The following is a 21176-nucleotide window of genomic DNA, read 5'->3' on the forward strand; positions in this document are numbered from 1 at the left end:
CAGGGCACCTGATAGCCCCACCGAACCGCGCAACCGAGAAAACCTCATTGGGTGCACGACCTCATGTGGATTCCGTGTAGAGGCTGCATTGTCCTCGATTGGCATGAACAACTGCCGAGCATAGCCTGGATCTGCAGGTCTACGGGACGCCATCTAGCTCGCGAAAAGGCAGCGGACACTGAACGGCAGCAAGAAAAATGGTTTTTCCTGTCCCCATTAACCTAATTGCAGGAAAGCGCGACCTATCATTCCTCTAAGTTAGCTCCCATGGGTAAGAGGAAGCGCTCAGCGTTTCCTTCCAACCGAAGGAGAGCGGTGATTGGACTGATGTGCCGAGAACCGTAGGGACGATGCAGCGGGGGGTGAAGGGCATAGATTCCGGGAACGGAACTGCCGAATGCTATCAGGATGTACCCAACGGCACGAGAAGTGACTTTGGGCATCATCTGCGGTTCTGTCTAGAGACTCCCATTCTCAAGCATGAACATGAGGTTCAGCGCTTTATTGCCGGCGTGAAGGCCGAATGATGCACCTGTTGAGGCGCGTACCCGCCTCATGAGTAGAGTTTCTTAGAGTTGAGAGACGGCAATGGATGACCTTCTTGTTGAGTTCCTAACCGAGACCAACGAGCATCTCGAAACGGTCGATGTGGAGATGGTCCGCTTCGAGCAAGATCCCAACAACGAGGCCATTCTCAGTAACATCTTCCGGTTGGTCCACACCATCAAAGGAACATGTGGCTTTCTCGGGTTGCCCCGTCTCGAGGCACTCGCCCACGCAGCCGAAACGCTGATGGGCAAGTTCCGCGATGGCATGCCTGTCACCACGCCAGCGGTTTCGCTGATCCTTACAACCCTTGACCGGATCAAGGAGATCCTGGGCGAGCTGGAGCGCCACGGTGCGGAGCCTCAGGGCTCCGACCAAGATCTCATCGAGATGCTGGATCGCATGGCCGCACAGGAGGTTTCCGCGGTCGAGGCGGCTCCTCCCTCTCCTCCCGCAAAGCCACAGGCGGCAGGCACGCTGGTCTATCAGGTTCTCGAACGTGAGCTGAAGCCGGGCGAAGTCTCTCTCGACGAATTGGAGCGTGCTTTCCAGGAAGCGCCTGGCCCTGAAAAGGCGACGACCTCCGGATCCCTGACCTACCAAGTTCTCGAGCGGGCCCTGAAACCCGGCGAGGTTTCCCTCGATGAACTGGAGCGCGCCTTTCGCGAGGCGCCGGGGCCGGCTCCTCTTGTCGTCAGCAAGCCTGCTCCTGAGAAAGCAGAGGCCGCCCAAGCGGTTGCGGCACCTCAACCCGCCAAGAAGGCCCCCGATCCATCATCGGAAGGCGCCGAGGGCAGCGAGGGCGTGACTGGCAAGGTTCAGACGATCCGCGTCAGCGTGGATACGCTCGAGCACCTGATGACCATGGTGTCGGAGCTAGTGCTCACCCGCAACCAGCTTCTGGAAATCGCCCGCAGAAGCTCGGAGGATCATGGCTACAAAGTGCCGTTGCAGCGTCTGTCGCAGGTGACCGCCGAGCTCCAGGACGGCGTCATGAAGACCCGCATGCAGCCGATCGGGAATGCCTGGCAGAAGCTCCCGCGTGTTGTGCGCGACCTGTCGAACGAGCTCTCCAAGAAGATCGAGCTCGTCATGCAGGGTGCAGATACCGAGCTCGACCGGCAGGTTCTCGAGGTCATCAAGGATCCCCTCACGCACATGGTCCGCAACTCGGCGGATCATGGCATCGAGAGCCCTGCCGAGAGAAAGGCTGCCGGAAAGCCGGAGAAGGGAACGATCCGCCTTAATGCGTATCATGAGGGCGGATCGATCACCATTGAGATCGCCGACGACGGCAAGGGGCTCAACCTGGCGGCCATTCGCAAGAAGGCTGTTGAGCGCGGAGTCGCGACCGACGCCGAGGTGGAGCGGCTGAGCGATGCGCAGATCGCAAAGTTCATTTTTCACCCCGGTTTCTCGACGGCAGAGAAGGTCACGTCAGTCTCCGGCCGCGGCGTCGGCATGGATGTGGTCAAGACCAACATCGAGCTGATCGGCGGAACCGTCGACATTCGCTCCGAACAGGGGCGTGGCACCACGTTCACCATCAAGATTCCGCTGACGCTTGCCATTGTCGCGGCCTTGATCGTCTCGTCGAAGGATCAGCGGTTCGCCATTCCCCAGGTCGCTGTCTCGGAGCTCGTCCGTGTTTCGCCCTCATCCGAGCACTCCATCGAGCGAATCAATGGCACGCCGATCCTTCGGCTGAGGGACCGGCTGCTGCCTATCGTTCCTCTGTCCAAAGTCATGGGACTTCCGGGAGGTGAGGACGTCAACCACGGCTTTGTCGTCGTCACCCAGGTTGCCCAGCAGCGTTTCGGGATCCTGGTCGACGGTGTCTTCCACACGGAGGAAATCGTGGTCAAGCCGATGTCCTCCAAGCTCAGGCACATCCAGCTTTTCTCGGGCAATACCATCCTCGGCGATGGAGCCGTGGTGCTGATCATCGATCCCAACGGACTTGCCCGGATGGTGGGCACGGAATCCAACAGCAATGAGTTCCAGACCGATACTGGACTTGAGCAGACAGTCGTCGCAGCCGATGAAATGACCAGTCTCCTCGTCTTCCGCGGCGGCGGCGAGAGCTTGAAGGCGGTTCCTCTTTCACTCGTGACCCGCCTTGAGGAGATCGATGCATCGACCATCGAGTGGTCGAGCGGCCGCCCAGTCGTTCAATATCGTGGCCGGCTGATGCCGCTCGTCTCCTGCGACGAGGAATTGGCGATCAAGAGACAGGGCATGCAGTCGCTCCTCGTCTTCTCGGACGGCGACGTATCCATGGGGCTGGCGGTGGCCGAGATCGTCGATATCGTCGAGGACAAGCTCGATATCGAGCTTCTGGCCGAGCGCTCAGATCTGGTCGGCTCGGCTGTGGTAAGGGGCCGGACGACCGAGATCGTCAACGTGGCTCATTACCTGCCGATGGTGCTGGAAACATGGGCCCGCAAGGACAAGGGAAAAGGACCCGAGAGGCCACTACTCCTCGTCGACAGCTCGACCTTCTTCAGAGACATGCTCGTGCCCGTGCTCAGGGCGGCCGGGTATAGGGTACACACCGCATCGACAGCTCAAGAGGCAGCCCGTCTCCTCTCTGGCGGATTGCAGGTGGATATCATCGTGACTGACCTGGAACTGTCCGGACATTCGGGCCTCGCTCTCGTGGCGTCCCTGAGGGCCGATCCGAACCATGCTCGCACACCGGTTATCGCAATGACCGTCAAGTCTGACCCGCAGCAGATCGCCCTGGCGCGGAAGCTGAGGGTTTCTGAGATCGTATCAAAGATAGACCGCAAAGGACTGCTGTCGGCACTTGCCGAGTTCAGCGGAGTGCTTGAGGAGGCTGCGTAATCATGAAGCTGGTTGAACCAACGGCTGCCGGAGCCGCGAAGCAGATGTCCAAGCAGACCGAATTCGTCACCGTGACCGTGGCAGACCAATTACTCGGCTTGCCCATCAGCCGGGTGCACGATGTGTTCGTTGTCAGCGAGATGACGACCGTACCGCTCGCCCCAGGCGAGATTGCCGGCCTTCTGAATCTTCGTGGAAGAGTTGTCACGGCAGTATCCCTGCGCCGAAGGCTGGGATTGCAGGACTCGCATGAATCCGAGCGGAAGATGGCCGTGGGGCTGGAGAACCAGGGAGAGGCCTATGGGCTTCTTGTGGACGATGTCGGTGAGGTTCTCAAACTCGATACGGACGAAATGCAACCCAACCCCGTTCATATGGACCGCGGCTGGGTTGAGTTGTCCCAAGGGGTTCACCAGCTTCGGGACAAGTTGCTGATCGTCTTGGACGTGGATGCAGTTCTGGACTTCGGCGGCGAGCGGGAAGCCGCATAGCGAGGCTGCTCTTCATTGCAGTCGGTCTGCAGGGACATTCTCCCTCAGAAAGCTTACCATAGAACCCTCCGGCCCCTGCGTGTCGGGGCAGTACCAATCGAGTCCTCAGCAAGCAAGAAAGTTGCGAGCAAACGTGATGAATTCAAGGAAGGCTTACCGTATTGAGGGATTGTCAGGAATCGTTCCTCAGGAGGAGGGGACGACAGATCGGCACGCCGAGATCATGGCCATGCTCAGCGCGATCAAGGAAGCGATCGTTCCTGCCAAGGAGATCTCGACCTCCCTGCTCGAGGAGCACCGCCGTGACATGCAGGAGGCCTTGCGCCTGAAGGCAGAACTCGACACCATCTACGAAGCCATTGAGCGGACGAAGAAGGAGATTGCTACCCTTAGATATGCCGGGGCTCAGGGACAGGAAATCACGCGAGTGACCGACGAGCTCGGCGCTATCGTGGTCGGCACGGAAACCGCGACCAACTCCATTCTGGCAGCTGCGGAGAGGATTGACGAGTTGTCGAGCAACCTGTCCTCCCGCCTATCAGGAGGCGATCAGGATATCGCCCGTGAAATCCTCGATCAGGTCATCAGTATCTTCGAGGCCTGCAACTTTCAGGACATAACAGGGCAACGCATCAGCAAGGTCGTCAATGCGATGCGCTTCGTGGAGGAACGGGTCCACCACATGATCGAGATCTGGGGCGGGATGGAAAGCTTCAAGGACATCGAAGCCGCCGAACTAAGCAGGCGCAAGGGCGAGGAGGCGCTTCTGAACGGCCCAGCACTCGCAACGGACAAAGGCGTGACGTCTCAGGATGCAATCGACGCACTCTTCGGCTAATCCAGACGCGATCAAGTTTGAAGTACGCCCGAGCATGCGTTGATTAAGAAGTCAGCTCACTGCTCCCACGCATGGCTGAGTTCCGGCTCAACGATGTGGATAGCGGTTCATGGCGGAGATCCTCACTGGAGCAGTGCTTTAACTTCCTGCACTTTGAGATGCTCGAGGATCTTGCGCAGACCAAGCTCGTTGTGAGCGAGGATCATGCCGCCGCAAACGCTTCCTACTCCGGAAAACCGATAGCTGAGAACATTGGTGGGCTGCAGCCCTCCAGTTCCGCTTGATGCATATCCCTGCAGAAAGCCAGGCATGTCACAACGGCCGTTGCAAACTTCCATCCCGCTGAAGGTGCCATCGATTGCATGAGGCACAATCCGTAGCTTGCTGCGCCCATGCAGACCAAGAACAAGGCCGGAATTCACCAAGGCAACCGCGACTCGATCACCAAAGTGAAGGAGGCCTTCAAAGTCGGCAGACCCTTCCACTGTCCTGAAACGATCAAAGACAGCAAGAGCGGACAAGTCGTCTAGGCATATGTACGTTCGGGCATGTGCGAAATTGGCACCGTGAGCATTCGTGCCGATGCGGAAGGCTCGCGCGTGCTCAAGCTGGTGAATCGCCTCGATCCATCCCTCGCCGGCCAATTGTGTGCGTCTGTCCGGGATGGCAATATTGTGTGCTCTGGATGAGAGAAGGTACTGTCTCGCAGGAGCCGCCTCGTGGAGGGTCGACCCTCCGGAATCCACAATCCAGCGCACCCCGCCAGCCGTATACACAAAGGAGGAGCAGTCATGATGCCCGTTTTCGTGGTGCTGCCCCCTGAAAGTCGCCGCGAGAAAGCTCCAGGCAGCGGTCTGGTCATATTTTCTGAGGATGACAGTGCCTGCGCCCCGATCAATGATGAAGCGTATGCCTTTTGGATAGGACAGCTCCTCCGTGAGTGCGTTATCCGAGAGAAGCGGCCTGCCATAGGCTGAAAGAAGACGCCTGAGCCACGATGCATGATGGTAGCCTTCAGGATGCTCGCCGAATGCAGGAAGCAGGCCTGAGGGATCAGTGACGGCAACGATGCGTCGTAGGCTCTTCTTCAGGCGAGAGGTCAGGCTCTCTCGGAACTCTCGCTCCTCTGGTCCGTCGCCGAGGTGATGAAGAAGAATGAGGCCGAGTGACGCAATCTCCAGCTGAGCGTGAAGGGACTGCTCCATCATGGCCCCATCCGGCCCCAGCAACTGATCAAACGCGCTCTTAAGCTGAGCGACCGCAATCGTCTCCCAGAAAGAGGACAAGGGAAAACCGGGGGCACTGCGCGAGACTGCAAGAAGCGCGCAAGCGGTTTGAACCTGCAGAATTGAATGTGAGAAGATGTTTTGACCTACGATTTCAGCCAGCGCGAATCCGTGTCGGACGAGCTCCGAGACAAGGATCCGCTGCTGACGCGCATTGACGGAGCCCTTCACTCCGCGGCTTACTGACACGAGCCGGATGAGGGCCTCTGCGCGCCGCGCCAGGCATGAAGGATATGTACTGAGTGGGTCCTGCGGTGAGCCCCATGGATTCGCCTGTATCCAGGAAACGGCGAGCTCAAGGGCTCGCGAAAGGCTTTTCTTGGCTTTATCGGATGCGATGTCGCAGAGCCAGGCGAGTGACTGGTACTCCAGGCGCCATGCCGGAGATTGAAAGGGATCTTCGGTCCATACTGGAGCCTCAGGCAGCTCCCAAGCGGGCATATTGAGAAGCGTCAGATTCCCTTCTGAAAACTGAACAAGAGCTCCATGCTGGACGGTGCGAAGCCTATCATCGAATGTGATTGGCTCCTGATGAGCCTGCCGGCCGACGAGAGTCTCGTCGGGAAAGCTGAAGATCTCTGCACCGGCACCCCTCGGAGATTCTAGTCGCCTCCAGACTCCCTCAAGGAACTTTGCAGGGTCCGCTGTTCCCTCCTCGATGAGACCTTCCAGCAGGAGATCCTCGAGAGACAGTTCAAGCGGCGTGATCAGATAGACGTTAGGATCATCCCCCCGGATTTGAAAGCCTATCTCAACAGATTTGGCTCTTCCTGGAGGGATAAGCTCCAAGGTGAACCGCCGCGCCTTGCGATGAGTTGGAATCTCGATGAAGGCTCCCAGATCCGAAGAAAGCTGAACATCCTCATAAGGTGGCGGCACCACTGCACCGGAAGCATCGCGAAAGACAATTCGTGCCAAAGCGCCATCAGTGTCGCTCGCCTCGTTGATCAGCTGCCCGCGGATCACGAGACGCTGTCCAGGCACAACCCCGTAACGCATCCACAGTGGTGTGTTGCCAAGCTTCTCCCAGGAGCGTCGCGTGACTCTGGCCAATGTAAGGGGGGAAGACGAAGCTGCCTCGCGGTGAATGCCCTCGGGTAGCGCGATCGGCGTGAGCTCAGGCTCATCAATGGAGAAGGGATGGGAGTTTCGCCAGCTGCGAACAGATAGTGTGAAGCGACTGGCTGGGGAGGGGATGAAGAATGCGCACCTGATCTTGGCTGAATTGATTGAGGTGTTGCTTCTCTCGAGGTAGTCCGGGCCAGGGATGTAATAGCTGTGGGGATCGATCAAGGTTCGCGTCAGGCCTGGTACATAAGCGAAGTCGATGGCCGAACCGTCATCTGCCAGGAAGCTGATGCCGATCGATGCAAAGTCCTGAACGAGGCGGCTCTTCTCCTGTACATCCCAATTTAACCGGAAGGACAGCTCGTACCAGCGGTCGGATGCAACATCCTTGAATTCGAAAACCGCGCGCGACCACCTGTTCTGATTCGAAATCAGGTGCTGCCTGCCCCGAGGGTTTTCTACCTCTTCGACGTTCCGTTCAGAGTGATCGGGAAGCACATGACTGACATCGATCATAGAGGCACCAAGGCTATGGAGGGGCCGTAATCCTTACGGCGAGCAGTGACGGCAGTGACTGGAATGACGCGCTTCGCCTGATCTCTATCCGCCTGTCGCAACCTCAAGGAACAAGGCCATCCTGATCAGCTCGGAAAGGCTCTTGGCTTCCATTTTCGCCATAACATTGGAGCGGTGGATCTCGACGGTCCGGATGCTGATGTTGAGTTCATGAGCAATCATCTTGTTGGCTTTTCCAGCCACAAGGCCATCGAGGACCTGTCGCTCGCGCTGGGACAGGGATTGCAGCCTTGCTTGGGTACGGAGGAGTTCCTGATTCCTGCGTACGCTCTTCTCGTCACAGACTAGGGCAAAGCGCACGACCTCCAGAAAGCGATCTTCCCTGAACGGCTTTTCGAGGAAGTCGATCGCACCCGCCTTCATCGCTTCCACAGCCAGGGGGATGTCGGCATGGCCGGTCATGACGATTACGGGAACATTCAACCCGCGAGCAGTGAGCCGTCGGATGAACTCCAATCCGTCAATACCGGGCATGCGCACGTCCGTGACGATGCAGCACCGGCCGGGGTCGTTCACTTCGTCAAGAAAAGCCTTGGCAGATTCATACAACCGGACGTTCAAGCCGGCTGATACCAACAGGAAGGAGAGCGCCTTCCGTACCCCGAGATCGTCGTCAACCACGTACACAATCGGCGCGTTCGACACTGGCCATATCCTCCTTATCGACAGCTCTGAGAGTGAAATGGAAGGTTGTTCCTTCTCCTGGAGTCGAATCCGCCCAGATCTTGCCGCCGTGTGCCTCCACGATCGTCCGGCTGATTGAGAGGCCCACGCCCATGCCATTTTGCTTCGTGGTCGTAAACGGCTTGAACAGGTTCTTCAAGATTTCCGGATGAATGCCGGGACCAGTGTCCTGGACGCTGATCTGCACCATCTGCCCCTCGTGGGTCGCCTTGGCCCTGATCACCAGATCGCGGCGGGATACATCCTGCATTGCTTCAATCGCGTTGCGGATCAGGTTCAGGAGAACCTGCTGGATCTGAACGCGATTGACGAAGACAAGAGGGTTTTCTGACGGGAAGTCGAACTCGACCTTGATGTCCTTCTCCTTGGCTCCCACCAAGGCAAGGGCGCTGACCTCTTCGACCAGACGCTGGAGGCCCTCGATCTGGAACTCGCTTCCACCGCGGGCCACGAACTCGCGAAGCTGCCGGATCACTTCTCCAGCCCGGAGGGCTTCCTCGGAGGCCTCGTTCACGGCGTGTCTGATGAGGGAGATTTTGTCCCCTTCCATGTTCGCAAGGATGAGGCCACAACCCTTCAGGTAGCTGGTGATGGCAGTCAGTGGCTGATTGATCTCATGGGCCAGCGTCGAGCCCATTTCGCCAAGGGCGGTAAAGCGCGACATGTAGGCGAGTTCCGACTGCAGTTCCTGCATTCTCGTTTCTGTTCGTTGGCGCTCCGTGAGATCGCGAATGAACGCCGTGAAGAAACGCTGGCCCCCTGACTCCATCTCTCCGACTTGAACTTCCATCGGAAAGGTGGAGCCGTCCTTGCGCTGAGCCACCGCCACACGGCCGGTGCCGATAATGCGCCGCTCGCCTGTTTCCCGGTAGCGTCGAATGTAGCCGTCGTGCTGCTCCCGGTAAGGCAAGGGCATCAGGAATTTCACGCTCGTACCCACAACCTCTTCGGGCCGGTAGCCAAACATCCGAACGGCAGTTGCGCTGAAAGAACGAATATGACCGTTCTCGTCCGCTACGATCATTGCATCGGGAACCGTCTCGAGGATAGACCTGAGATGGGCCTCGCTCGTTCGCAGGCGCTCTTCGCTGGAACGGAGAGCATTCTCGGCGAGCTTGCGCTCGGTAATGTCCTGAATCGTCCCGATTTTGCGTACGGCTCGTCCTGTCTCATCCACCAGCGTGCGACCGGTCACGTTGACCCAGCGCAGAGAGGCGGTGCCGAGCTGGATGATCCGGAATGTTCCGCTATAAGCCGGGCTGTCATTGGCTTCTTCGTTGTAGAAGATGCGTTCCATTCGATCTCTGTCATCGGGGTGAACGCAATCGAGGATCACACCGGAGTTGATCGTGACGTCGAGCGACAGCCCTAGGATCTGCAGGGCTTCGGGAGTCCATTGATGGCGCCCGGTCACGAGATCCTGATCCCAGATGCCGAGAGCCGTTGTCTCGATCGCCAGGCGGAGCCGCTCCTCGCTGCTGCGGATTCTCATTTCCGCCTGCCGCTGATCATGAATGTCCGTGACCGTGCCGACCCATTCCTGGACGGTGCCGTCTTCGTTCAGCAGGGGAACGGCCCGGGCCAGCATCCACCGATAACTGCCATCCAGGCGCCGAACCCGTGCTTCGAACACGCCAGGCTCTTCTGCCAGACGTGTATTCCGCCATTGGGCGACGAACTCCTCACGGTCATCCGGGTGGATGGCTGCCAGGAAGCCGTAGCCCGTGTATTGCTCCTTGGCTTGACCGCTGAGCGTCTCCCAGCCCCAGATCTCCGTGATCGATCCCTCAGTCGTGGCGCGCCAGACGATGGCAGCGCTGGCCTCGATGAGAGCGCGGTACCGCTCCTCGCTTCGGCGCAGCCTCTCCGCCGCGGATTTCTGATGGTGAATGTCCGTGACCGTTCCAACCCATTCCTGGAGCGTACCGTCGGATCCCCTCAGGGGCACCGCTCTCATCAGAACCCATTTGTAGCTGCCTTCATGAGTTTGGATCCGATACTCGTATACACCGGCGGTCTCCGAGGCCAGATTCTCGAGCCAAGCCGAGGTCACGCGCTCCCGATCGTCCGGATGGGTTGCACCGATCCAGGCGTCGTCCTTGAAGATGCTGAGAGTTTCGTTCCGAAAGGTGTCCCAACCCGAGGAGGTGTCGATGATTGATCCATCCGGAGAGGCGCGCCAAACCACAGCCGAACTTGCCTCGATCAGGGCCCGGTACCGCTCCTCCTGAGTTCTGAGGGCTGCCTCTGCAGCCATGAAGCGGCTGATGTCGCGTGCGGTCAGAACATAGTTGCTGTCATGGCCGTCATCGCTCCGGACAGCATCGATCGTCACCCGGCATAAGAAATGTGAGCCCCCCTTCGTGATGCAGCGAACCTGATCCGCTGAATGACCCGTCTCCGCGGCCATCATCAGGTCGCTCGCCGGCTTCCCACGAGTGCGCGCCTCCTGCGAGTAGATGATCGAGAAATGCAGGCCCTCTACCTCTTCCGCTTGCCAGTGGAAGACCCGCTCGGCCCCCTTGTTCCATGTTATGATATTTCCTTCGCTGTCGAGGATGATGACGGCGAAATCGATAATGGAAGCCAGAGCGCAGGAAAGATCGACTTGGTGGCGCACAGCAGGCGGCGCAAAGTCGTTCTCGAACGCAGAATGATGAGTCATGATCCCCCAGCCCAAGAGCTGCGTCGTATGCAGGTATTCAGCGTAGCAGCGAACAACTCCACAATCAGCAGTATCGGCGCACCCGCTTCAAGGCAACAGCAGCCTGCCAAAGGCACGCCCACTCATGGTGACCCATCTCGGAAAAGCAACTGATTCGCTTGCGACAATCCAGCGCTGAAGTGTTGCCAATGGCCTGTAGAGTGTAAGTTACAAAATAACATTCACTTGGAATCCCGAGAGACACGCGCGGTTCGGCGATGCCGAAAACAGGCTTGGCTTGGCGTGAAGATTCCCGCTGCTCCAGCTTCCGGCACGATGCGAACGCCGGTCAGGTCAGCCTCGTGCAAGGTTGCGGGGGTAAACGCCTCTTTACCATGTTCGCTTGGAGAGTCCTTTGACCGCACCTGTCTATCTGTTCGATTTGGCATCGCGGCAGGCGCAGTGGCTTGCGACGCGCCAGACGACGATTTCCGGCAACATCGCCAATGCCAATACCCCAGGCTACCGCGCGAGGGATGTGGAGCCTTTTGCCGATGTCTTGGACAAGACGAAGCTTACCATGGCAGCGACGAACGCCAGTCACATCGGCTTCTCGCCGTCCCGGGTGGAGGCTGCGAAGGTCAAGAAGGCCGACAGCTGGGACACCGTCTACTCCAAGAATTCCGTGAGCCTTGAGCAGGAGCTTATCAAGGCGGGCGAGGTCAACCGGCAGCACACCTTGAATACGAGCATCGTCAAGTCGTTCCATCGGATGCTGCTGTCGAGCGTGAGAGGTTCATGATGATCGATCCACTGATTGCATCGGGCAAGCTGTCCAGCGCGGGGCTTGAAGCGCAGTCCGCACGCCTTCGCGTTATCTCCGAGAACATCGCGAACGCTCAGTCGACCGGGCGTACGCCGGGGTCCGACCCCTATGCGCGAAAGACCATCACCTTCAAGGCCGAGCTCGACCGCACTCTCGGGGCTTCCTCCGTAGCGGTAAAGGATATCGGTAAAGATGAGGCTCCTTTCCCGGTCGAGTACGATCCTGGGAATCCGGCCGCGGACGAAAACGGCATGGTCAAGAAGCCGAACGTGAACATGCTGATCGAGATGGCCGACATGCGCGAGGCCAACCGCACCTACCAGGCAAACCTGCAGATGATGAAGCAGGCGAGAGCCATGATCTCGGCAACAATTGACCTGATGAGAGGCTGATATGGTCAGTGCAGTATCCTCGATCTCCTCAATGATCGACCGCCCTGCCGCTGTCACGGCAGTTCCGGCATTCGGCGTTCAGCCGGCAGCGGGAGCCGTCGCCGGTGCGGCTCAGACGAGCTTCAGCGATGTGATGGCGCAGGTCGCCACCTCCGCAATCGATACCATGAAGACGGGCGAAGCGGCCTCGATTGCGGGCATTCAGGGCAAGGCCTCGGTCCAGCAGGTGGTCGAGGCGGTGATGTCCGCGGAGCAGACGCTCCAGACTGCCATTGCGATCCGCGACAAGGTTGTTGCGGCCTATCAAGAAATTGCGCGGATGGCGATCTAAGGAGGCTGAAATGAGAGCGCTTGCAATTGCCGCGACCGGAATGAACGCTCAGCAGCTGAACGTCGAGGTCATCGCCAACAATATTTCGAACGTGAACACGACCGCCTTCAAGGGCGCCAGAGCGGAGTTCACGGACCTGCTCTACCAGGCCGAGCGGTCCCAGGCTGTCCCGAACCAGGCCGGCTCGAGCCCGGTTCCGGAAGGCGCCATGCTGGGCCTTGGCGTGCGCACCGCGGCCATCCGCAACCTGCATCGGCAGGGCTCGCTGACCAACACGGCAAACCAGTTCGATCTTGCCCTGAACGGGCGGGGATGGTTCCAGGTGAATGCCCCGAGCGGTGAAATCGTCTACACGCGTGCGGGAGCCTTCAACAAGAACGGCGACGGGCAACTCGTCACCCTGGATGGCTATACGCTGAACCCGCCCATCATTATCCCGCCCAATACCCTGGACGTCACGATCAACGAGTCCGGTGAGGTCTTCGCCAAGATCGATGGTCAGGCCCAGCCTCAGAATCTCGGTCAGCTGACGCTCGCGAACTTTGCAAACGATGCCGGCCTGGAGCCGATCGGAGGCAACTACTACCGCGAGACGATCGCATCCGGTGCTCCGGCCGTCGGCATCCCCTCGGATCCGGGCTACGGCAAGATCCACCAAGGTTACCTCGAGGCCTCCAACGTGGACCCAATCAAGGAGATCACCAACCTGATCTCCGCGCAGCGCGCATTCGAGATGAACTCGAAGGTGATCCAAGCGGCCGACGACATGGCCGGAACAGTCTCGAAGGGCATCCGCTGATTAGGCGGCGGGTGATGATCCGATGAAGCTTCTCCTCAACTCTGCTCTCGCGGTCCTGATCCTTGCAGCCGGTCTGCAGTCGGCCAGTGCGGAGGAGCGCATTCTCCCCGTTCCTTCGGTCACCATCTACCCGGGGGACACGATCAGCGAGTCGATGCTCAAGGATCGCACGTTCCCGGCAAACTACCGCTACCGCACGGCCGTGGTCGAATCGCCACGGGCTCTCGCTGGAAAGATGGCGAGGCGCACGCTGCTGCCGGGGGAGCCGATCCCGCTGAATGCCGTGGATGATCCCCGGCTCGTCACAAGAGGGGTCCAAACCCAGATCCTGTTCGAGGAGGGCGGCCTGTCGATCATGGGGATCGGCATTCCCCTCCAGTCGGGTACGGTCGGCGAAACGATCCAGGTCAAGAATGCCGATACCGGCCGGATCATCATCGGACGTGTGCAGGCCGACGGTCGGATCCGCATCGGAATCCAGTGATGATCAGAATCCTTCAAGCTCTCCTTTTCGCTCTGGTTGCGCTGCAGGCGCAGGCCGCCACCCGGATCAAGGATGTGGCAGCGGTCCAGGGCGTGCGCGACAACCAGCTGATCGGCTACGGTCTCGTCATGGGCCTTCAGGGCACGGGCGATACCCTCCGCAACTCGCAGTTCACGGAGCAATCGCTGCAGTCCATGCTCGATCGGATGGGCGTCAATGTCCGTGACATCAACCTTCGGACGCGCAATGTCGCGGCTGTGATCGTCACCGCCGATCTGCCCCCCTTCGTGGGAGCGGGGTCGCGCATCGACGTGACCGTCACCTCCATGGGCGACGCCACGTCGCTGAAGGGCGGAACGCTCATGCTGACGGCGCTCCAGGGTGGCGACGGTCAGGTCTATGCAGTCGCTCAAGGAGCGATCATCGTATCGGGTTTCTCGGCGCAGGGGCAGGCCGAGACGCTGACCTCAGGTGTCGCCACCGCCGGCCGCATTCCGAACGGGGCACTCATTGAGCGTGAGGTCCAGGGGGGCTTCGATGCGGTGGGTTCCCTCGCTTTCGAGCTCAAGAACCCTGACTACAAGACCGCCACGTTGATCACGGATGCGATCAACCAATACGCGCAGCAACGCTACGGCATGCGGGTCGCCTCGCCGCGAGACTACCGCACAGTCGTTCTGCAGAAGCCGAAGAGCATTGCGGCAACCCGCTTCATTGCTGAACTCGGCGACTTGGAGATCAGGCCGGATGTGCCAGCCCGCATCGTCATCGACCAGCGGACAGGAACAGTCGTGATCGGCAAGAACGTGCAGATCTCGACAGTGGCGATCACGCATGGCGCTCTCACGATCCGCGTAACGGAGGCCCCTGAGGTCTCCCAGCCGGATCCGTTCTCCATGGGGCAGACGGTTGTCGTGCCGCGCACCCAGATCATGGCTGCGGAAGAGAGGGTGCCTCTGGCCATCGTCAAGGGATCGGACCTTCAGACGCTCGTGAAGGGGCTGAACCAGATGGGCCTCAAGCCCTCCGATGTCATCGCAATCCTGCAGGCCGTGAAAACGGCCGGCGCCCTCCAAGCTGAATTGGTGATCCAATGATCTGTCGCAAGGCAAGCCAAGCATCCTGGTACATCGCCGCTGCAGCAGGGATGATCCTCTGGTTCGGAGCCCAGGATCATGTCCTGGCGCAGAATGCGGAGAAGGATGCAAAAGCCAACCAGTTCTGCACCAATATTGCAGATGCAGCCTCCGACGCCCGGTTTGCGCTTCAAAAGCAGGCGCTGGCCGACATGGAGAAGGAAATCGAGGCTCGCCTCAAGGTGCTGGAGGCGAAGCGTGCTGAGTATGAGGAATGGCTGCGTCGCCGCAATGAGGTTCTCGCCAAGGCCGACGAGACCGTCGTCCAGATCTATTCGCGGATGAAGCCGGATGCGGCGGCTCTTCAATTGTCCAACATGGACGAGGAGATCGCGGCGGCCGTGATCGCGAAGCTCAACCCCAGGGCGGCCAGCGCCGTCCTAAACGAAATGGAGCCGGCCCGGGCCGCCCAGCTCGCCAATGTCATCACCGATGCCCCCAAGCGCGACAAGAACCCCGTGAGGCAAAATTGAAGAACCTGCTTGTGATCGCTGGCCTGTGCTTCCTTGCCGCCTGTGCCACCAGGCCGGAGGATCTTGGACGCGAGCCGGGAATGACCCCCGTCGGATCCGGAGTGCTGGTGGAGCGTGAGCCGCTGCCGACCGTGTTCAAGGGAGCTGGACACGGGTCTGCGAACTCCACCTGGAGCAATGCGAGCGCCGATCTCTTCACGAGCCCACGGGCAAGGCAGGTCGGCGACATTGTCACGGTCAACATTCAGATCGACGACAAAGCGCAGTTCGATAACGCCAGCGACCGATCGAGGCGGTCGTCCATCAGCGCCGGACTCGATTATGCCTTCTCGTTCAAGGGGTGGAACGCCGACGGCACCGGCGATGTGGGGCTGAACTCCTCTTCGTCGTCGACGGGCCAGGGGACGATCGACCGGTCGGAGAAGCTGCGCCTGTCGGTGGCTGCTGTCGTCACCGAGGTTCTACCGAACGGCAACGTGGTGATCAGCGGATCCCAAGAGGTGCGCGTGAATTACGAGCTGCGCGTGCTCAATATCGCCGGAATCGTCCGTCCGCGCGACATCTCGCCGAGGAACACCATCAGCTACGACAAGATCGCCGAAGCACGCGTGTCCTACGGCGGGCGCGGGCGTCTGATGGAGGTCCAGCAGCCCGCCTACGGGCAGCAGATCTTTGACGTACTGACACCGTTCTAAGCGGATCGACAGGGATCAGCGGACATGGCCAAGGCTCTGCAACTTCCGGCTCCTCATGAACCTGCCTCCTCCAAGGAAGGATCGATGCGCTGGCTGATCACGCTCGGCCTCCTGACGCTCCTGTCCGCGCTGATCGGCGGAGGCTTCGGGCTTCTCATGGTCTCCGGCATCGAGAAGAGGGTGGAGGAGAAATACAAGGCCCTGCCTCAGAAGGATGAGGCCGCCAGCCCCTATAGCGGGAACATTGCCATCAAGAGGCTGGCTCCGGTCGTGACGAACCTCATGGGTTCCACCAGCGACTGGGTCAGGGTCGAGGCATCCATTGTCTTTAAGGCGGACGGAGCGCAGAACCCTGATGTGCTGGCCGGGGAAACGCGCCAGGACGTTCTGGCCTATGTCCGCACTCTCTCCCTTGCGCAGATTCAGGGCCCGAGCGGCCTCCTCCACCTCAGGGAGGATCTCAACGAGCGCGTCAGATTGCGCTCCAAAGGCGTCATTCAGGAGCTTGTGCTCGAAACCCTGATCGTCCAATAGGGCAGGGCCAGGTTCAGTATCAGTTTTCAGCGTGGTGAGTATCCCATCCCATTGACAAGAAGAACTTACCCGATGCCTTTCCGCTCTATCATTACCTGTGCATTCATTCTCTTGGCTTCAACGGCGCATGCCCAGGTTCCGGGGCTTGAATCCCTGATCCCGTCCGGGGATGGAACCGTGAGCGGCCGAATCATCCAACTGGTGGCGCTGCTGACGGTGCTCTCCCTGGCACCGGGCTTGCTCATCATGGTCACGAGCTTTACCCGCTTCGTGGTTGCATTCTCGTTCCTGCGCTCCGGACTCGGCCTCCAGAGCACCCCTGCCAATCTCTTCCTGATCAGCCTCTCTCTGTTCATGACCTTCTTCGTCATGGGGCCGACCTTCGACCGGGCCTGGAACGATGGCGTTCGCCCGCTCACCGAGAATCGCATTTCCGAGACGGAGGCCTTTGCCAGGACGACCGAGCCGTTTCGGGAGTTCATGCTGACCCATGTGCGACCCAAGGACCTGCAGATGTTCAGCGACCTGGCTGCCGCCAATTATCCCAAGCCCGCCGAGGGCGAGAAGATCGACCTGCGAATCCTCATTCCGGCCTTCATGATCTCCGAACTGAGGCGAGGATTCGAAATCGGCTTCCTTATCGCCCTGCCGTTCCTGGTGATCGACATGATCGTCGCGACGCTGGTCATGTCCATGGGCATGATGATGATGCCTCCCACCGTTCTTGCCTTACCGTTCAAGATCCTGTTCTTCGTCCTGATCGACGGCTGGAACATCCTGGTGAGCGGCTTGGTGCGCTCCTACTTCTGACTTTTTCGCCCTCCCGCGAGGGGAGGGCGATCGCCAACCTTCATGAGCAGCAATCCTCGCACAAGGTTGGTTGGGCATAGAGGAATCTCGACAACATTCACCTGTACCGAGATTTCCAATGCCTGGTCGTCTACATGTCGAAAGACTATGGAGTAGCTTGCTGCAGCTGGGCGCCCGCCGGCTCCTTGCCCTGGCTGCCATCGGAATCGGTGTTTTCCTGTCCGTGGGCGTGGGGGCCTATTACCTGAGCCGTCCCGTTCAGGAAACGCTCTATACGGGTCTCGACCGCGAGGATGTGGGGCGCATGGGCGCCGTCCTCAAGGAATCCGGCATCCCCTTCGACGTGAGCGCCGATGGAACGGCCATCCTGGTGAGCTATGGCAACACCGCTCAGGCCAGAATGCTTCTGGCCGAGAAGGGGCTGCCGCACAGCACGAAGTCCGGTTACGAGCTCTTCAACGATCTCGGATCCCTCGGCCTCACCTCCTTCATGCAGGAAGTGACCAAGGTTCGCGCGCTCGAGGGCGAGCTTGCCCGCACCATTCAGGGCATGAAGGGCGTCAAGGCCGCACGGGTTCACATCGTCCTGCCCGAGCGGGGATCGTTCCGCCGCGAGCAGCAGCCTCCTTCCGCATCCGTCGTGATTCGCACCGTTCCCTCCGACGATGCCTCCTCGGCTCAGGCGATCCGGCACCTCGTGGCTGCGGCCATTCCCGGAATGGCCGTGGACAAGGTTACGGTCATGAACACCGATGGGACGCTGCTGATGTCCGGAGACGATGCCGCCAATGCGTCAACCGGCAAGATGGCGCGGCTCGAGAAGACCATAGGCCTGGAAATCCAGGACAATGTGCGCCGCACCCTGATGCCCTATCTCGGGATCGGCAACTTCGAGATCAGCGTTGCGGCCCGTCTGAGCACCGACAAGGTCAGCACCAGCGAAACCATCTTCAACCCCGAATCAAAGGTCGAGCGCTCCACCCGCACCATCAAGGAAACCGAGGTATCCCAGAACAAGAGCGGTCAGAAGCCGACCACGGTCCAGCAGAATCTTCCCGAAGAGAATGTCCGCGCCGAGTCGGGCGACAGCTCCAGCGAGGACAACCAACGCCGTGAGGAGCTGACCAACTACGAGATCTCCTCCAAGACCATCCAGACGATCAGCGACGGGTATCAGATCAAGAATCTCTCTGTCGCCGTTCTGGTCAACAAGGCGCGGATCGCCTCCCTTCTCGGGGATCAGACCAATTCCGCCGAGCTGGAGACCAAGATCGCGGAGATCGAGCAGCTCGTCGCGTCGGCCATCGGCTTCAGCAAAGCTCGTGGAGACCAGATCAAGGTGGCAGCGGTCAGCTTCGTCGACGACGGCGGAGTGCTGCAGCCTGTCCCAGGTCCGTCTCTGACCGAGATCCTGATGCGCCAGTTCGGAACGGTGGTGAATGCACTGACCATTCTTGCCCTGTGCGCCATGATGATCTGGTTCGGCCTCCGTCCTGCCGTTAGGATGCTGATGGCGCGTCACCAGGCAGAGCTTGAGCTCCAGCGCGAGCAGGCAGCCGCTCTGGCCGCAGCGGAGGCCGAGGAGGAGCGCGAGAGGGCGATGGAGAAGGCAGCGCTGCAGGTCACGGCGGACGCCGATCTCCAGGGCCTCATCGAAATGCCGCGCACTCCTCAGCGCCGCCTCGAGCAGATCATCGAGCTGAGTGAGGAGCAGGCTGCCGCGGTTCTGAAGCAGTGGCTCGGGCGGGAGGCTGCGTGATGGCCGGCACGATCGCCAGCCTCCTGACGGATTTCACGCCGCAGACGGGCAAGGAGACGGCGGGGCTTGCCATCCTCAGGCCGGTCAAGCCTCCTCGCGAAGAGGCTCCGCAGGAGCAGCCCCGGACGAGGGTCGAGATCGAGGCTGACCTTACCAGGCAGGTCGAGGCCAGAGTGAGAGCCGAGGAGCGGAAAGCCGCAGAGGCAAGGCTCGAGCAGGCCCTGGCGGAAGAGAGAGCCCGCTATGAGGAGGAACTGGGCGTCCAGCGCACACTCTGGGTCGAGCAGCAGGCGGAGCAGCTCGCGGCGCAGATTGCCGCAGCGGTTGCACGGCTCGAGACGATCCTCTCCGAAAGGGTTGCGAACGTTCTAAAGCCCTTTCTCGAGGACGCATTCCGCGAGCAGAGCATCGCGGAGCTGAAGTCGGTTCTGGCGACTCTGCTGGTCGATGGCAGCTCCCGGATGATCAAGGTGACCGGACCTGGCGATCTTCTCGCCCGGATCCAGGAGACGCTCGATCCTCATGTGGGGATGATCGAGTTCTCGCCGGGCGATGATGTGGAGGTCAGCGTCGTCGCACAGGATACGACCATCCAGACCCAGCTGGCTCAATGGACGAGCAGGCTGGAGCAGGCCCTGAAGGTTGAGTGACGATGGCAGGTGGTGAGAAGCAGGAAATCGTCATCGTCCGCAGAGGCGACGATGGCGAGGAGGCGATGAAGGGCGGAGCCTGGAAGATCGCTCATGCGGACTTCATGACGGCCATGATGGCGTTCTTCCTCGTCATGTGGCTGATCGGCCTGACGGACGAGGAAACCCGCAGCGGGGTCGCCAACTACTTCAACCCGGTCCGGCTCGCCGAGGCCACGCCGAACAAGAAGGGCCTCGACGACCCGCAGAACGTGCCGCCGGACAATGAGACGGACAACACGAAGGACGGCAAGGAAAAGGGCAGCGGCGAGGGAACCGGCGGCAAGTCGCACCAGCTGCAGAAGCCCCGGTTCAAGGAAGGTGCCCTCTTTCAGGATCCTTATGCCGTTCTGGCCAGGATCGCGGAGGAGATCGAACCGAACCCGCAGGACACGCTCGGAGCGGACGTGACCCCGGGCGAAACGGACGTACCTGGCCTCAAGGCAGGGGAGGCCTTCAGGGATCCCTACGATCCCTTGTACTGGCAGGTGTCGCCTGTCGAGGAGTTGAAGACCGACACGCCTTCGAAGCCCGGGACGGCGCCGCCTGCACCGCCGAAAGCCCTGATGGATGCCGTCGCTGCCCTGAGCCAGAAGCCATCCGCCAACAAGTCCGAGCAGAAGAGCGTTCCCAAGGCTGCCGCTTCGCAGCCGGAGCAGCCTCAGGGCTTTAACGGCAAAGCGGCCGAGGGTCATGCTTCAACTTCAGCCGCCGGGGCAAACGCGGGTGCTGCTGCGAATGTTTCAGCCGAGGCTGCCAGCGACCAGAAGGCGGCCGAACTCAAAAGGGAGATTCTCAAGGCGGTTCAGATCCCGAGGGACGCCGCGCCGCAGCCTCACATCGAGGTGCGCCGGACCGGCGCCGGAACGCTGATCAGCCTTACGGACGACTTCAACTTTTCGATGTTCGCCGTGGGCTCTGCCGAGCCTCATGCGAAGGTGGTTCAGGCAATGGCAGCCATCGCTAAGATCCTGCAGTCCCGTCCGGGCAAGATCGTCATTCGCGGCCACACGGATGCAAGGCCCTTCAAATCGGCCAACTACGACAACTGGCGTCTGTCCCACGCGAGGGCGCAGATGGCTCTCTACATGCTCGTGCGCGGCGGCTTGAACGAGAGCAGGATCGTGCGCGTCGAAGGCCATGCGGCGCGGGATCCGAAGATCCCGTCCGATCCCAATGCCGATCAGAACCGTCGGGTCGAGATCCTTCTACAGGAGGAATGAGGGTGAAAGGTCTCTTGTGGGCTGCTCTCTGTGCGTTCCTGCTTC

19 protein-coding genes are annotated in these 21176 nt (G+C 60.2%); 16 read left to right on the plus strand and 3 right to left on the minus strand.

The window, feature by feature from the left end; all coding sequences use genetic code 11:
• The first annotated feature begins 588 nt into the window (after window positions 1–588).
• From GR303_RS12960 to GR303_RS12970, 3 genes are all read left to right on the plus strand, one after another.
• On the plus strand, window positions 589–3393 hold the full coding sequence (locus GR303_RS12960; RefSeq protein WP_161722666.1) for a hybrid sensor histidine kinase/response regulator: 2805 nt from the start codon (window positions 589–591) through the stop codon (window positions 3391–3393).
• 2 nt (window positions 3394–3395) lie between these two features.
• Window positions 3396–3884: a chemotaxis protein CheW gene (locus tag GR303_RS12965; protein ID WP_161722667.1), complete on the plus strand. Its 489-nt coding sequence runs from the start codon at window positions 3396–3398 to the stop codon at window positions 3882–3884.
• A gap of 79 nt (window positions 3885–3963) precedes the next feature.
• Window positions 3964–4722 carry a protein phosphatase CheZ gene (locus tag GR303_RS12970; protein WP_343038425.1) on the plus strand — a complete coding sequence of 253 codons (759 nt, stop codon included), beginning with the start codon at window positions 3964–3966 and terminating at the stop codon, window positions 4720–4722.
• A gap of 122 nt (window positions 4723–4844) precedes the next feature.
• Here the strand turns inward: GR303_RS12970 and GR303_RS12975 are convergent, their stop codons facing one another.
• The 3 genes from GR303_RS12975 to GR303_RS25320 form a co-directional block, all read right to left on the minus strand.
• Complete coding sequence (locus tag GR303_RS12975; protein ID WP_161722668.1) at window positions 4845–7592, minus strand: heparinase II/III domain-containing protein; 2748 nt, start codon at window positions 7590–7592, stop codon at window positions 4845–4847.
• Between the two features lie 84 nt (window positions 7593–7676).
• Window positions 7677–8297, minus strand: coding sequence for a response regulator FixJ (gene fixJ / locus GR303_RS12980; protein ID WP_161722669.1), 621 nt, complete (start codon window positions 8295–8297; stop codon window positions 7677–7679).
• Window positions 8266–11001, minus strand: a complete 2736-nt coding sequence (locus GR303_RS25320) for a PAS domain-containing sensor histidine kinase (protein ID WP_161722670.1) — start codon at window positions 10999–11001, stop codon at window positions 8266–8268. Before GR303_RS25320 ends, fixJ begins: the two co-directional genes overlap by 32 nt.
• A gap of 394 nt (window positions 11002–11395) precedes the next feature.
• Between GR303_RS25320 and flgB the strand changes: the two genes are divergently transcribed.
• The 13 genes from flgB to GR303_RS13050 all read left to right on the plus strand — a co-directional run bounded on the left by flgB (window position 11396) and on the right by GR303_RS13050 (window position 21131).
• Window positions 11396–11782 carry a flagellar basal body rod protein FlgB gene (gene flgB / locus GR303_RS12990; RefSeq protein ID WP_161722671.1) on the plus strand — a complete coding sequence of 129 codons (387 nt, stop codon included), beginning with the start codon at window positions 11396–11398 and terminating at the stop codon, window positions 11780–11782.
• Entirely contained in the window at window positions 11782–12198 is a 417-nt protein-coding gene (gene flgC, locus GR303_RS12995; RefSeq protein ID WP_161722672.1) for a flagellar basal body rod protein FlgC, read from the plus strand. The genes flgB and flgC overlap by 1 nt, the downstream gene beginning before the upstream one ends.
• A gap of 1 nt (window position 12199) precedes the next feature.
• Window positions 12200–12529, plus strand: a complete 330-nt coding sequence (locus GR303_RS13000; RefSeq protein ID WP_161722673.1) for a flagellar hook-basal body complex protein FliE — start codon at window positions 12200–12202, stop codon at window positions 12527–12529.
• A gap of 10 nt (window positions 12530–12539) precedes the next feature.
• A complete protein-coding gene (gene flgG / locus GR303_RS13005; protein WP_161722674.1) occupies window positions 12540–13328 on the plus strand; it encodes a flagellar basal-body rod protein FlgG in 789 nt (262 codons plus the stop codon).
• A 22-nt stretch (window positions 13329–13350) separates the two neighbouring features.
• Window positions 13351–13812, plus strand: coding sequence for a flagellar basal body P-ring formation chaperone FlgA (gene flgA, locus GR303_RS13010; RefSeq protein ID WP_161722675.1), 462 nt, complete (start codon window positions 13351–13353; stop codon window positions 13810–13812).
• The gene (gene flgI / locus GR303_RS13015; RefSeq protein ID WP_161722676.1) at window positions 13812–14909 is read left to right on the plus strand and encodes a flagellar basal body P-ring protein FlgI; all 1098 of its coding nucleotides are present in this window, start codon (window positions 13812–13814) and stop codon (window positions 14907–14909) included. The genes flgA and flgI overlap by 1 nt, the downstream gene beginning before the upstream one ends.
• Before the next feature lie 50 nt (window positions 14910–14959).
• A complete protein-coding gene (locus GR303_RS13020) occupies window positions 14960–15421 on the plus strand; it encodes a MotE family protein (protein WP_246726444.1) in 462 nt (153 codons plus the stop codon).
• Window positions 15418–16116, plus strand: a complete 699-nt coding sequence (gene flgH, locus GR303_RS13025) for a flagellar basal body L-ring protein FlgH (RefSeq protein WP_161722678.1) — start codon at window positions 15418–15420, stop codon at window positions 16114–16116. Before GR303_RS13020 ends, flgH begins: the two co-directional genes overlap by 4 nt.
• Before the next feature lie 84 nt (window positions 16117–16200).
• Window positions 16201–16650 carry a flagellar basal body-associated FliL family protein gene (locus tag GR303_RS13030; protein WP_161722679.1) on the plus strand — a complete coding sequence of 150 codons (450 nt, stop codon included), beginning with the start codon at window positions 16201–16203 and terminating at the stop codon, window positions 16648–16650.
• A 72-nt stretch (window positions 16651–16722) separates the two neighbouring features.
• Window positions 16723–17460 (plus strand): flagellar type III secretion system pore protein FliP, encoded by a 738-nt coding sequence (gene fliP / locus GR303_RS13035; RefSeq protein WP_161722680.1) that lies wholly within the window; start codon window positions 16723–16725, stop codon window positions 17458–17460.
• A gap of 118 nt (window positions 17461–17578) precedes the next feature.
• Window positions 17579–19219: a flagellar basal-body MS-ring/collar protein FliF gene (fliF, locus tag GR303_RS13040; RefSeq protein WP_161722681.1), complete on the plus strand. Its 1641-nt coding sequence runs from the start codon at window positions 17579–17581 to the stop codon at window positions 19217–19219.
• Entirely contained in the window at window positions 19219–19869 is a 651-nt protein-coding gene (locus GR303_RS13045; protein WP_161722682.1) for a hypothetical protein, read from the plus strand. The genes fliF and GR303_RS13045 overlap by 1 nt, the downstream gene beginning before the upstream one ends.
• A gap of 2 nt (window positions 19870–19871) precedes the next feature.
• Window positions 19872–21131: a MotB family protein gene (locus tag GR303_RS13050; protein WP_161722683.1), complete on the plus strand. Its 1260-nt coding sequence runs from the start codon at window positions 19872–19874 to the stop codon at window positions 21129–21131.
• Window positions 21132–21176 lie beyond the last annotated feature (45 nt).

The organism is Microvirga arsenatis, from assembly GCF_009910705.1.
GTDB classification, from domain to species: Bacteria; Pseudomonadota; Alphaproteobacteria; order Rhizobiales; family Beijerinckiaceae; genus Microvirga; species Microvirga arsenatis.